Origin of the sequence: Pseudoalteromonas luteoviolacea CPMOR-1, from assembly GCF_001625685.1 — a bacterium.
Taxonomy (GTDB): domain Bacteria; phylum Pseudomonadota; class Gammaproteobacteria; order Enterobacterales; family Alteromonadaceae; genus Pseudoalteromonas; species Pseudoalteromonas luteoviolacea_K.
This window is the reverse complement of the sequence record NZ_AUYC01000015.1, coordinates 149,591-163,602: the sequence shown is the minus strand read 5'-3', so window position 1 is coordinate 163,602 and position 14,012 is coordinate 149,591. Positions and strand designations below refer to the sequence as shown.

At 42.7% G+C, this 14,012-nt stretch carries 8 protein-coding genes; 3 read left to right on the top strand and 5 right to left on the bottom strand.

Annotation, left to right across the window (positions count from 1 at the left end):
• Nucleotides 1-109: 109 nt before the first annotated feature.
• Genes N473_RS05455 through imuA form a run of 3 tightly spaced genes read right to left on the bottom strand, consistent with a single transcriptional unit; the run spans nt 110 to nt 5,290 of the window.
• Nucleotides 110-3,178, bottom strand: a complete 3,069-nt coding sequence (locus N473_RS05455; protein ID WP_063367052.1) for an error-prone DNA polymerase — start codon at nt 3,176-3,178, stop codon at nt 110-112.
• The gene (locus tag N473_RS05450) at nt 3,178-4,590 is read right to left on the bottom strand and encodes a Y-family DNA polymerase (protein ID WP_063367051.1); all 1,413 of its coding nucleotides are present in this window, start codon (nt 4,588-4,590) and stop codon (nt 3,178-3,180) included. Before N473_RS05450 ends, N473_RS05455 begins: the two co-directional genes overlap by 1 nt.
• A 7-nt stretch (nt 4,591-4,597) precedes the next feature.
• Nucleotides 4,598-5,290, bottom strand: a complete 693-nt coding sequence (imuA, locus tag N473_RS05445) for a translesion DNA synthesis-associated protein ImuA (RefSeq protein WP_063367050.1) — start codon at nt 5,288-5,290, stop codon at nt 4,598-4,600.
• A 133-nt stretch (nt 5,291-5,423) separates the two neighbouring features.
• Between imuA and N473_RS05440 the strand changes: the two genes are divergently transcribed.
• The 3 genes from N473_RS05440 to N473_RS05425 all read left to right on the top strand — a co-directional run bounded on the left by N473_RS05440 (nt 5,424) and on the right by N473_RS05425 (nt 10,113).
• Nucleotides 5,424-6,119, top strand: coding sequence for an SOS response-associated peptidase family protein (locus N473_RS05440; RefSeq protein ID WP_063367049.1), 696 nt, complete (start codon nt 5,424-5,426; stop codon nt 6,117-6,119).
• A 151-nt stretch (nt 6,120-6,270) separates the two neighbouring features.
• On the top strand, nt 6,271-7,800 hold the full coding sequence (locus tag N473_RS05435; protein WP_063367048.1) for a hypothetical protein: 1,530 nt from the start codon (nt 6,271-6,273) through the stop codon (nt 7,798-7,800).
• A 597-nt stretch (nt 7,801-8,397) separates the two neighbouring features.
• On the top strand, nt 8,398-10,113 hold the full coding sequence (locus tag N473_RS05425) for an alkaline phosphatase D family protein (protein ID WP_063367046.1): 1,716 nt from the start codon (nt 8,398-8,400) through the stop codon (nt 10,111-10,113).
• A 60-nt stretch (nt 10,114-10,173) separates the two neighbouring features.
• On the opposite strand, the gene N473_RS05420 is transcribed toward N473_RS05425, so the two are convergent.
• Together N473_RS05420 and hrpB are read right to left on the bottom strand one after the other, a co-directional pair.
• Nucleotides 10,174-11,379, bottom strand: coding sequence for an MFS transporter (locus N473_RS05420; RefSeq protein ID WP_063367045.1), 1,206 nt, complete (start codon nt 11,377-11,379; stop codon nt 10,174-10,176).
• Nucleotides 11,380-11,506: 127 nt separating this feature from the next.
• Nucleotides 11,507-13,942: an ATP-dependent helicase HrpB gene (gene hrpB, locus N473_RS05415; RefSeq protein WP_063367059.1), complete on the bottom strand. Its 2,436-nt coding sequence runs from the start codon at nt 13,940-13,942 to the stop codon at nt 11,507-11,509.
• Nucleotides 13,943-14,012: the final 70 nt, after the last annotated feature.

Below are 14,012 nucleotides of genomic sequence, written 5' to 3'. Positions count from 1 at the left end.
TATCAAAACGAGTCCTGTCGTCTGAAGCGGTGATGACCATTTTTATTTAATTCAATAAACGCAACAAAAAACAAAAAATAACATGCTAAACCAATTATTTTTAAAAAATTTAATGAAAGTGCCTCGATCGCGTATCAAAGCCTTTTAAAAGTGAACTTTTATCAATCAATCGCCCTGCAATAACATGAATAACATTGCCTTCTTTTTCAACAATTCCTTTCACTTCCAATAGCTTTGCACCTAAATAAGCTTTCTTTTGAGCTCTAGCAGTCCCTGCCCACACCACCACATTGATATTCCCTGTATCATCTTCAAGGGTAAAAAAGGTAACACCTGCAGCAGTCCCTGGGGATTGCTTTCCCGTGACCACACCAACCACCGTAACCATGCTTTTATGCGCTTTTTTGCAAAGTTCATTCATTCTGGTAAACACGCCAAGATCTCCCCTCTCATCCAATAAAGTGATCGGGTGTTTGTTCAAACTTATTCCCATGGCAGTATGATCTTCTAATAAGGTTTCAAAATCGCTCGGTGATTGAATATCTGCTGTTTGTTTAGAAGGTAAATCAGTAAACAGCGGCAAGGTGACTTCTTGGTTCATTAACTGCCAACGAGCTGCATACCTATCTTGGTTAAAGTCCCTCAACGCATTAGCCGATGCAAGTCGTTCAAGCGATCCCTTATCGACACCTAATTTAGAAACACTCTGAACACTTGAGTAGCCATGGTTTGGACGCTTTTCAACGATTAAATTCGCTATTGACTGCCTTAGCCCTTTAATGATCTTCAGTCCCAAACGGATCGCCCACCGGCCTTCGATTTGATGAACTGTGTGCTCATAACTAGAGCGGTTTACACATACAGGCAAAATGAATACATCGTGGCGTTTTGCATCCTGAAGTAATTGGGATGCACTATAAAATCCCATTGGTAAGCTATTAAGTAAAGAAGCATAAAACATGGCTGGATAATAAAACTTTAGCCAAGAAGACGCATACGCCAGTACCGCGAAAGATGCCGAATGACTCTCTGGAAAACCATACTCACCAAACCCGCAGATCTGCTCAAAAATACGCTCTGCAAATTGGTGCTCATAGCCTCTTTCTGTCATGCCTTTGAGTAATTTATCTTTGAACTGCATCAACTCGCCAGTCTTTTTCCAAGATGCCATGGCGCGGCGTAACTGGTCCGCTTCGCCACCAGTAAAGCCAGCAGCAACCATTGCGAGTTTAATGACTTGTTCTTGAAAAATAGGCACCCCAAGCGTACGTTCAAGTACGGCTTTTACGGCTTCAGAGGGATAAGATATGACTTCTTCACCATTACGACGCTTCAAAAAAGGGTGAACCATATCACCTTGAATAGGGCCAGGACGAACGATGGCTATTTGCACCACTAAATCATAGTAACAGCGCGGTTTTAACCTAGGGAGCATACTCATTTGCGCACGAGACTCAATTTGGAATACGCCTACAGTGTCTGCTTTTTGAATCATTTCATAGACTTTAGGGTCATCTTGACGTTGAGTTAAATAAGCAATGCTTAAGCTACGCCCTGTGTGCTGATACACCATTTCAAATGTTTTTCTGATAGCACTGAGCATCCCCAGAGCCAAAACATCGACTTTTAGCAGCGCAAGACTTTCAAGATCATCTTTATCCCACTGGATCACTGTGCGCTCTGGCATGGATGCATTTTCAACAGGAACTAAGTCATGCAGAGGGCCAGCTGAGATAACAAAGCCACCTACATGTTGTGATAAATGCCTTGGAAACCCCATAATGTCAGTGATCAGCTCAATAAATTGCGCCCCTTTTAACGAGCTAGGCTCCAACCCCAACTCAATAATTTGCGCTTGCCAATTCACGCTTCGATCACGACGATTTACATTTTTAATGAAATATGTCAGTTGTGATTCACTGATCCCAAGGGCTTTACCAACATCCCGAACAGCACTTTTAAATCGATAGGTGATCACTGTGGCGGCCAACGCCGCGCGTTTACGCCCATACTTTTGGTAAATATATTGGATGACTTCTTCGCGCCTTTGATGCTCAAAATCAACGTCAATATCTGGTGGCTCATTGCGTTCACGACTAATAAAACGTTCAAATAACACGGCCACTTGACGCGGATCAACCGCCGTGATCTCCAAACAATAACAAACCACCGAGTTAGCCGCAGATCCTCTACCTTGATATAAAATACCTTGCGACTTAGCGTACATAACGATGTCATAAATGGTTAAAAAGAAATACGGATAATCCAGCTCCTCAATAAGTTCCAATTCTTTTTTTATGGTTTTTGCAATGTCTGAGGGAACGCCATCGACAAACCTACGTTGTGTACCTTGCGCTACAAGTTCACGAAGATATTGCATGGCCGTTTTACCCTGAGGCACTAATTCGCTCGGATACTGATATCGCAACTCATCTAAACTAAAATGGCACAGATTGGCTATTGCGTTTGTTTCCTCCAACCAAGATGACTTGAATAACTTAGCTATCTTGTCTTTAGTGCGCATTGAACGCTCACAGTTCACTAACAACTGTGCTTTGCATTCCTCAACACTTTGATTGGCTTTAATTGCAGTCAAAACATGCTGAAGCCGAATTCTATTTGCACAGTGCATTAACACTGCCCCAAGTGCACATATGGGTATTTCACAACGCTCTGAGAGTATTTCACAATGTCTAATATGTTGTCTTTCAAGGTTGCTAAGCTCTCTTTGCATACCTATCCAGCTACGATTTGGGTGATATCGCTTTAGCCAAGCTCCCCACTGCGCATCTTCTTGCTCACCCTGAGGTAACCACAAAATAAAGCAATGCTTTAAAGACAGTAAGTCCCACTTCTCAAGTTGATACGCCCCTTTATTGGCACGGCGCCTAGCATTGCTGATCACTCGACATAGCTCACTATAAGCCGCTTTATTTGGACAAAGTAGGACCACTTTGAGTGATTCAAAACACAGCACACTACCAACAATCAGTTTTAAATCCAACTCGGTGTTTTTTATCAAAGTGTGCGCACGCACAACCCCCGCCAATGAGCATTCATCTGTTATTGCCAATGCTGAGTAGCCTAAAAAGTGTGCTTGCTTAACCAGTTCTTCAGGGGAAGAGGCACCTTCTAAAAAAGAAAAGTTACTTTGGCAAAATAGCTCTGCATACCGCATTAACTAAAGATCCCATGAACAAACCAACGCTGTTGTCTGTCTCTAAATACCCATAAGCGCCTAAGTTGTTCATCTTGTGCAATAAAATAATCCCGTTCGATATCATGTCCATCCCACCACCCCGTCGATATCCGCTCAGGCCCTTGCAATAAAGTGACCTTGTCATGCAGTGGCTGAATTTGAGCAAGCAAAAAGTTAGGTCTAAGTAAGGAGGCCTTGTTCTCGGTGAAAAAGGAGTGTAATGCCTGCACACTTGGCTCACATCGGCTCGTTGCATACTCAGGCCTCGCATCGGGTAAGGCCGTTACTCCGTAAACCGCCTGCTCTCCAAGCTTTGCGCGCAACACACTCAACAAACCTGCATGCGTCATGGTGCCGATTGGCTCTGAAAATAAATCCTCATTTTGATTATGTGATTCACAAAACTCATCCACTCTTAGCGTAATGGCTTGCAAAGGCGCAGATAGCTGGGTCCGCTCAAGTATAAGCTGACATAATTCTTGCCATTTCTTAGCTCGGTACTCGCCTTGTGCACTGCCCACTTTTAAACAAAGTGACTCGGCATCCCTTTGTTCCAAGATCAGTACGATTTCGAGCGTCAATTTATCGCGTAACTTTAAGAATGCTTCAAGTTGTAGTAATAACGTGTAAAGTGGCTTTGATAAATAGGTCAGATTTTCTAATTCAAATAGTAATATGAGGTTACGCTGAAATGTCTCCGTTGGTTGATAAAACTCAACTGGATGATGGAACTTACCTTGTAATCTGCCAACATACTGCACCAACTCAGTATCAAAGCGCCTACCCAATTCAACCAAAGGGATATCCAACAGCGCTTGTACAGATTTAATACCAACTCGCAAAAGCTGCTGTTTTTGCCGTGTATTTAACGTCAAAGCATCAATAGGTAATTTACCTACTGCTGCAAACAAGGACACCTTGTCTTCATCTATTTTGTCATAACCAGCCTGAGCAAGCAGCTGCGCCGCCAAAGGCGAATACCCTAGACCAAAATGATATTGCACATTTTGAGGCAAAAGCCGTGCCTGAATGGTTTCCAAGTAGTGGGTCAAGTTTGGATACAAAGACAACATATTAGACACTTTAAGCAATAAACCGCGAGGCGCTGAAATATGAATGTCAGCCGTATCCAAATACAACCATTGGGCCAGCTCTTCTATTCGCTGTTGCTCATGATCCACTTTAAACTCATAAACAGACAATGAAGTACTCATCGCAGCTGCCGCCCCAAGGCCCATACCTATCTTGACGCCTAGCTGCCGAGCAGCATCGTTCAACTGCACAACAGCATGCTGTTTATCAGATACTATAATCGTTGGCGGCAACGGGGCACTTTGCGCCAACAAGCCATCTAACTGTAGCTGGGGAAAATGCAAGTAAAGCCACAGCACTTTATACCTACCTTCTAGCAGTGCTTGCAAAAGGCAAAACTTGTCCGGACCGCTCAGACTCTGAGTGAGTGATAAGCTGTGGCCAAAGTAATGACCAAGCTAGGGTGATTTGAGGTTTAGCCCAACCCCCTTTTAGTTTTGTTACTTTAATATTCAGCCCTTCGCTTCTAGGAGACAACTGCATAGATAGACTCACTGGTAACGACCCGACTTGAACACGGTTCTCCCTTAATAAACAGCACAGACTTTGCCCGGTTTGCGCACTCAACATGAGTCGTTTTACTTGGTGGACCTGTAGCGCTTGATGCCACAGCAGTACACTGCTGCACACGCCACTTTTTAAACATTGTTCAGCTGCCCAAAGTGCATTGTTCGGATCAGATATTGAAAGTATCCAAATTAATTCTGTCGCGATATTTTGATGTTTTAATGCGTGCGCATTCACATTAGCAGGCGGGTTTATCATCACACATAGACGTGTGTGTGCGCGGATGAAAGGTATTAATAAAGCCACCTCTCCCATACCGAGTTGGCATTGAATATCGACGATGCCTGGCATGGGAAAACCGCCTTCAAGGCAAGCATCCAATGCGTCATAGCCGCTACTTTGCTTCTCAACTAAACGCTGCGATAAAGGCGCATTACCAGTCCCATGCCATACGAGGTTCTGGTGCTGTAAAAAATCGATTAAATTGACCATATCACACACCTTACTGTATATATATACAGTATTATAGATCATAATTAAAAGTGCAAGTATGGTCTTTTTTTCTTCGACATCACTGAACTATAGTTACACTCATTAATGCCAAAACAGATGATGGGAAAAACGTATGTGCGGCCGACTCAATATCACTGACGATCCATTTGTTATCCAAATTTTATTGGATTTAGGTATCAAAGATCCGCATAAAAACATGCTATTTTCTCGTTTCAAACGCGCAACAGATAAGGTGAGTATCGTTTACCAAGATAACCATGAACGTAAAATCGCCGAGGCAACTTGGTGGCTTTTGCTCACACAAACTCAAACAGGGTTTAAACCTTCAAAATACACCTCATTTAACAGCCGTTACGACAAACTTAATGTTAAAAATAGTGCCGCTTATCATCCTTATCGGTATCACCGCTGTATTGTGGTGGCAAAAGGATTTGGTGAGACTCAGTCCATATCAGGAAAAGCACCGCTCTATCATGATTTCCAAGCGCTCAATGGTGCGTTATGCTTCGCTGGGCTTTATAAAAAATGGCACCACCCGATCACAGATCAGCATGTGATTTCCTGTTCAATTATCACCCTTGCTCCTCATCCTAAGCTCATGCCATTTCATAATAAAGCCAGCCCATTTATATTGCCGCAACAGCCAGCTCTATTAAATGCTTGGTTAGACAGCTCTTTTTATGATGTCAGTTACTTTTCTGATCTACTACAACCTCATTTACCGAACACACTCATCGCACAACAAATTGACAAGCCCAGTCAATATAACCCCATGAGTGAAGAAATAATCATTGAAAGAGACATATAGCCCACCAAAACCATGATTAAATCACACCAAACTCCCCTTAAAAAGCCATACTAAATGAGTATTTTTATTACCTTAAAAAATAAATTTCTAAATATTTTATTTTAATTACCGACAAATGCTGTGGCAATAAAACAAAATTAAGGAGAGAAATATGACAATTAAGCCATCAGTCATTGCGTTAGCATGCTTGGTAACTAACCTGACTTATGCCCAACCAATCGCAGAATTAAACTTTGAACACTCTAATGAAAACATGACAGTTAACTACGGGGATATAACTTCGATAACCAGAACTAACATAACGCCAATCACAGGCAACTATAGCCTACAAGTTAACGCGCACAGTTATTTTGAAATAGAGCGGACTTTTGAGTTAAGCCAAACTTTTACAAAGCCCACTCCCTTTGAAATCAGTTTTGATGTACAACTGCCAAAGCTCACATATTCCCAGATTTCTGACAATACATTTCTACACACTTCATTCACCCTCGAATTTGACGATGGTAGTATAGTGCAAACATACGGTTCAGATGCTCACATCATTCCACCACAGGTGCAAAGCATCCACTCTTTTGATACTCGAACAACGCTACCTAAAGACAAACTTATAAAACGAATATCAATTCAATGGAGAGTGCATTTGCTTGAGGAGATGCCTATCGTTTTTGATAATATCAAAGCATCTTTAGGTGAAAATCACGGCGAAGACAGTACAGTTATCACGCACTTCCCTTTACAAGGTGACTTTGAATCTTCGACACAGACTGAACTAGACAAATACTTCATCGGAAACCCTTCAATTGCCGCTTATCCAACTGATCCTGAGCAACATGCTGTACAAATTAACGCAGATAGCAATGGGTACTTTAAACTCAGATTTGAAAAAAACAATTTATTCCTTGCACATTCCACACCAGATTATCTAAGTACCGTTGTCTCACTCCATAACCCTAGCAGTGAATCACGCGTGGTGCGTTTCTCAGGCTATGCGGATTACACTAAGGTGCTTTCTGGAACAGCTCATACAATTGCAAACTATAACACGCTTGTACTGGCAGCAAATGAGACTAAATACGTTCCTTTAATGCTAGATTTTAGCGACGATGACGATACCTCTGCTATCTCTGCAGTAAACTTTGAGATTGAATCTAACGATGTTATTTTGCTTGATAATGTAGAGATGTACAGCGCTTCAACAACGGGTGATGGCGCGATAACTCACGTATCTAATAACTATGAGTCTGGGCAAGTCGACTTCTCGTCACGCTACCCAGACGATGTGTCTATTTCAATTGATCAAGATACGCCCATTTATGGTGCCAACAGCCTTAAATTAGTGCTATCTCCATGGCGACAAGCAAGTTACTCTCATTTTTTCCCTTGGGGTCAAGATATTTTTGCCAATCAAATACACGCTCAATTAGACCTCAATGCCACCCAAGCAGATTATGGCAAACCCATTCAGGTGTGTACGGATGTTTATTACCACGGTGGGGAGCGAGATTCTTTTTGTGAAGAGCGCGTATTGGGTAAAGGCAGTTTCCAAATTAATCAACTTTATACGCTCGACCAAACCAAAGCACTTTACCGTTTAATAATGAGAGTAAGGTCGTTTAGCAGCGTGCCAGCAACCGTAATTATTGATAATTTCTCACTAAAATATTGGCGACATTTTAACTAACTCACACACCCAATATTGAAGCTTTCTGTAAATGTAGCTTAAGGAATAAAAAAGCGGAGTCACGACGACCCCGCTTTTTCTTAGCAAATTTCAATATGATGCTTATAAATAAAAACCAATTTACTGTATAGCAACCACTAAAACAACTTATGCAAAAATGCCCTCTGCCAACTTCGGCTGCGAGCGCGATTGGCAAAGCCGCTTTCTCGCTACTCAACAGAGTAAGCATTTCGATTTTATGTTTTAACTCCATTGCAAAACCCTTTTATTTTGCAACGATGTAAAAGTATGCGGAAAATACAATTACCAGCACAAAATAACCAAATAAAGGTACAAACACAAGCAAAGCGCGGTCAAATCAGAAAATAGAAAGGAAATATAAATATAATAATAAAATCATTTATTTCAAAACTTTATAAAAAACATTACGACTTAAAAGGCACCAAAATGACCGAGGACATAATTCTGACACGATTTTGACAACGCAGTTTCATTTTTGGGAAATACACTGTTTTCACTAAGCAGGAAGCACCCCGACAAAGCAAATTTTAGGGCTAAGTCAACAAGGAGGAAAAACCGTTATCTCTAGGAATTACAATGAAACATGCCAATCTCGTATTTATGTCCAGCCTTTTAGGTGCCGTCAACTTATGTGCTGTCGCCGCACCCGAAGTCCACTATGAACAATGCCAATCCAATTTCAGCTATCAACTTGCTCGCTACCAAGGTACTACAGACAAAAATAACAGCAGTAGCCAGTGGTGCTATTTAAAACAGGCCATTGACGGACAAACTTGGGGAAATGTGCGCACTGAGACCATCCCTGAATTCAAAACAGTCTCAGGAAAGTCATGTCAAACCCCCTCTAACTATCAAGGCGAACATTTTTATGGTTGTGCGACCATTAATCATGATGAACCTTGGTGTTATACCGATGATCAAGGTAACTGGGAAGCATGTGCGCCTGTCGAAAACGAACCGTTACTATCTCATACCCACCCTCAAGCAAGTAAACGTTTAGATAGAGTTGCACTCGGCTCCTGTTTTAAAACCAAAGGAGATATGCCTCAAGCGCTAGCCAAGTTGATTTCACATCAACCGGATTTATTTCTCTGGTTAGGTGACAATATTTATGCCGACACCACAGATATGGATACGATGCGACAAAAATATGATGATAAAAAGCGTAATATTGATTATCAGAAATTCTTAGCTGCAAACATACCAGTCATGGCGACATGGGATGACCATGATTATGGTGCGAATAACGATGGCAAGCACTACCCTCAACGCGCCGCGAGCCAAAAGGAATACCTTCGTCACTTTGACGCCCCAACGGATGACCCAAGGTTAAATGGTCAAGCTGGTGTTTATGAAGCCAAGATGCTTGGACCTGCGAACGAAAGTACTCATGTGATCACGCTGGATGCCCGCTACTTCCGCTCACCTACATTTACAAACTATGGTGCCTGTGAAGGAGATAAAACGACGATTTTAGGTGAACAACAATGGCAATGGCTTGAACAGCAACTCAATACCCCCTCTGAGATCAAGTTAATAGCCAGTGGTATTCAGTTTTTACCGCCACTATATCAAGGCAGAAGTCGAGATAAATACTGTGCATACGGCGATGGGAAGAAGTTTGAACAAGCCATCGCAGCACTCGATGAAACAGGCTTATCTGGAACCAGTTACGAATCATGGGCAGAGGTGCCTACAGAGCGGGAAAAATTGCTACGTTTAGTACAAAAATCGGTAAACTCAGGTAAAACCAAAGCCGTTATTTTCCTCTCCGGCGATCAGCATTGGGGTGAGTTGTTACAAAAAACAATTCCAAAAAGCACCGAACACGGTGATGCAGTCACCGTATACGAAGTCACCGCATCAGGTTTTGGTCAAAATTGGCCATATCATATTGAAAACCCATTAAGATTGCCTGTATATGCCGATACTAAGGGTAATGGACAATATGACCAAGCTTGTCAGTTTCCATTTACTTATGGTGGAACCACCTACCGAGGGTGTACCACAAAAGATCATTCACAACCTTGGTGCTATACCCAAGTAGATAACACTGGGAAAGGTATCACTGGACAGTGGGGCAATTGCGCGCCTTCAGGTGCTTCAATTCCCACAGGCAAGGTGGGGATTGTGAGTAATAACGTCAGTAACTTAACCACCAGCGACAGACACTTGATCAATAAGTCAGGGAGTAACTATGGCATGGTCGATATCGACTGGCAAAACAAAAAAATTAAGTTATCGATTCAGACGACTGAAGAAGAAGCAGTGTCGACCATCATCAACTTCTAGTTTATAAAAAAGCTCCCACCATGGGAGCTTTTACCTACACAATATTTAGTACGCCGCCTATTACTTTGTGCTCTCTGTTAATTTATATAGGTAAAGGGCTATCACACTGGCAACCGCCATCGCAACGAACAATACAACGCCATTACCCCAATCAAGCAGTAGACCGCCAACCAGTGGCGCAAATGCAAAGCCCAATGAGCATAAACCCGCTGCGCCAAAATAACTCGCTTTTAAATGGGATGGTGCCATACGGTCAATATGAATATTAATATTTGAAAACATAATGGCTTCGCTGAGGCTCAACACTGCGATAGCACCAATCCATCCCCAAAACCCATCAACTGGGTTCAGCGCCATCATCAATTGCGATAAAACCAGAATACCACCGCCACAATACAGGCGAGACTGGATACTCCAATTGCGCATCACATGCAATAAAGGGAATTGGAAAATAACAATGATCAGTGAATTGGTAATGATCAAACTTGAAACCAGCATTGCAAGCTGAGGAACCTCAGCGCGAGTCAGATACTGAACTAAGCTTGAGTCCCCCTGCCCATACACCAAATACACCAAGAATGTCGCCAATAAAACCCATAAAAAACGCGTGTCTTGACGCAAAATAGCAAGCCAAGACTTAAAGCTTGGTACCTGAGCTTGCTGCGCATTGTCCTCATTTTTCACCGCACTTGATTGCTTTATAATTAATGCCAGTAACAGCCCTAAGTACGCAAATGCCGTATAAATAAAGCTAAATTGCTCACCATTAAGTCCAGCCCACAATCCAAACAATGGACCGATTGCAGCGCCTACATTCACTAAGAAATACAGTAAATGCAGAGCAAGCTCTCTATCTTCGCTATTACTCAGTTCATCACTTAAAAGTGCCTTACTGGGTGCATCCCATAACGTTCTTGGCATACATGCAAAGAAGACCGCTAAGCAAAATGCCCATAACTGCTCTGCTAACGCTAGCGCGGTGAACGCAAATACACCAACGACAGCTGCCGTGTATAACAATGCAAATCGGCCAAATCGATCCGCTAAATTACCCGTATAAAAACCAAGTAATACCGCAAACACCGCAGATCCTGTGAGCAGTACACCGACCTCTGTGGCACTTAAACCATATTTGCTGTAAAGCATGACCGCTAAGAAAGGCCAAACCATATAATAGCTGGCCCTGACAAAAAAGTTACCAAGTAACATGACCCATACGAGCGGCGTGAATCGACCTATTTGCGAAGAGAATTGAGTGAGTTCCATCTGAATATCCTGTTGTTTATTATTTATCTTTTACGGCCAGACTAAAACCTCAAGCTAAGTTTAGGTAAAGGTGTATTTTTGTTTTTTCTAAAAAATCCCCCGCAGGTTAACTGACGGGGGATATTTTTTACATACGGCTTTTTACTTTATTCGTGGCAGTCGCTGTCGCTGGATCATCTGGCCAATAGTGTTTGGGATATCTGCCTTTCATTTCTTTTTGCACATCTTTGTAACTTGATTGCCAAAAATGCGCAAGATCTTGCGTCAATTGCAGCGGTCTTTGTGCGGGTGATAACAACTCCATTAATACACCAACTTTGCCCTCGCACAGGACTGGGCTTTGCAACATACCGTAGACTTCTTGCATTTTGACGGCCAAACGCGCAGGCCCTGCTAACTGGTATTGGATACGGATCTGAGAACCACTAGGCACCTTAATTCGCTCTGGTAGCAATGTATTTAATTGTTGCTGCTTTTGCCAATCTAAACGAGTGAGCAAGGCATTTTTCAAATCGAGTTTTTTAAGCTGATTATACTGTTTAACCTCACTCAAAAATGGTTCTAACCACAGTGATAAATCTGCAACTAAGTCAGATTCAGTGCTGACTGGAAATGCATCGGGACAATGCTGTGCAGCCAACTGCATGCGTATCAGCAACTGCTCAGCATCATCATAAGCAGAGAAGACCCTTAAGCCCTTTTCTTTAACAATGGACACCCACGCTTGTGTTCTTGCGGCTTCATTTAACGGTGACGAGCTTGGCTTTGCACTGAGCACCCACTGCCCTAAGTACACTCTGTCTTGATGTAAAAACTGAGTCTGCTTTTGGTCAAACTCACAGACCGTTTTTTGTTCAAATAAATAAGGTAAAACCGCTTCAAGCACAACCGGTTGAAACTCAGTTGCACTAAAAATGGTTTGACCTTGTTGACCGCCCAACTCTGCAATGGCCAAATAATCGCAATCTTGCCAAAATTCACTGTGAGCGTTTACACCAGCACCATTTGCTAAAATAAACCCATTGCCACGGCGCTTAGCTAATCTATCAGGATAAGCGAGCGCCACCACAATGGCCAAATGCTCAAGTGCAAGCTCATTGGTCTTATGCGTTATATCTGCACGTTTACACCAATATTTTAACTGCTTTGTAAATGTTTGAGGTGCATTATGATGCAATTGATTGAGCGCAAGGCTGAGTTCTGGCGCACATTTCACTCGGCTATCTTGCAGCGCCATAAAATAACAGGCCAGTAAGGTAATGCCTGGCAACTGAGGTTCGAGAGCTTCTACCTTAAGCAGCATATGGGCAAATCTAGGCTCTGCGCCCATTTGTTGCATGCGCTTACCAAGGTTCATTAGCTTCCCTTGATGATCAATGGCCTCTAAATTCATCAGCAATTGTTCTGCCTGCTCGCATTGGGGATCCGTTGGCATATCCAATAGTGGTAAATCAGATATCTGAGTGCCCCACACCTTAGACTCTAAAATCAGCCCACTGATATCTGAGCTCAAAATATCCGGCTTGTCATGCGCATCGCGTCGTTCAAACAATGCTTGACTCCCTAATCGATACACCACGCCAGGCTCTATTCGTCCAGCACGACCTGCTCGCTGCACTGCGGATGCTCGCGAAATGGAGACGGTTTTGAGCTCAGTAACGCCTGTTTTTAAATTAAATACGGCTGCGCGGCGCTTTCCTGAGTCGACGACAACTCGGATCCCTTCAATCGTTAATGATGTCTCAGCCACATTTGTTGTCAGTACGATTTTACGCTCACCATCAGGTGCTGGCGCAATGGCCGCTTGCTGTGCGCTTTTATCTTGCTCACCGAATAGGGTCGCGATATGCACTTTAGGCTCGCTATCTAGCACGCCTTGCAATGCATTAGCCACGTAACGTATCTCTTTTTGACCGGGTAAAAAAACCAAGATACTACCATCTTCTTCTTTCAAAGCTTGACGTATCACCGGGGCTATTTGCATCAACCACTGACTTTCGTCTTTCACAGGGACATATTTGTGTTCAATTGGATAACTTCGCCCTTCAGAACATATCAATGGACATTGCAAAAATGCTTGATAGCGCTCACTGTCAAGGGTAGCCGACATTACCAAAATTTTTAAATCATCTCTGAGCGCAGCTTGGGTTTCAAGCGCAAATGCCAAAGCCGTATCGGCAGCAAGTGAACGTTCGTGAAACTCATCAAAAATCAGTAAATCAATACCTGTAAGCTCTGGATCCTGCTGTATCATTCGCGTCAACATTCCCTCGGTAACAATCTCTAACCGGGTTTGTTCTGACACTTTAACGTCTTGACGTATTCTCAAACCAACTTGCTGACCTAGTGACTCATTGAGTTGATTTGCTAAAAATTGAGCAATATTACGCGCAGCTAAACGACGAGGTTCCAGCATAACAATACGTCGATATTGATCTGATTTCATGAGGTTAAGGGGTAGCCAGGTTGACTTACCAGCCCCTGGTGGGGCTTGCAATAACACAGTTGCATGTGTGTCGAGATGGTCGACTAACTCTGAAAAAACAGCTTCAATTGGGAGCACAGCGGTCTCAAGTATTAACAATATAGATGCCTGTAGTTTACCATGCCCAAGGCAACTTTATGCCAGCTTT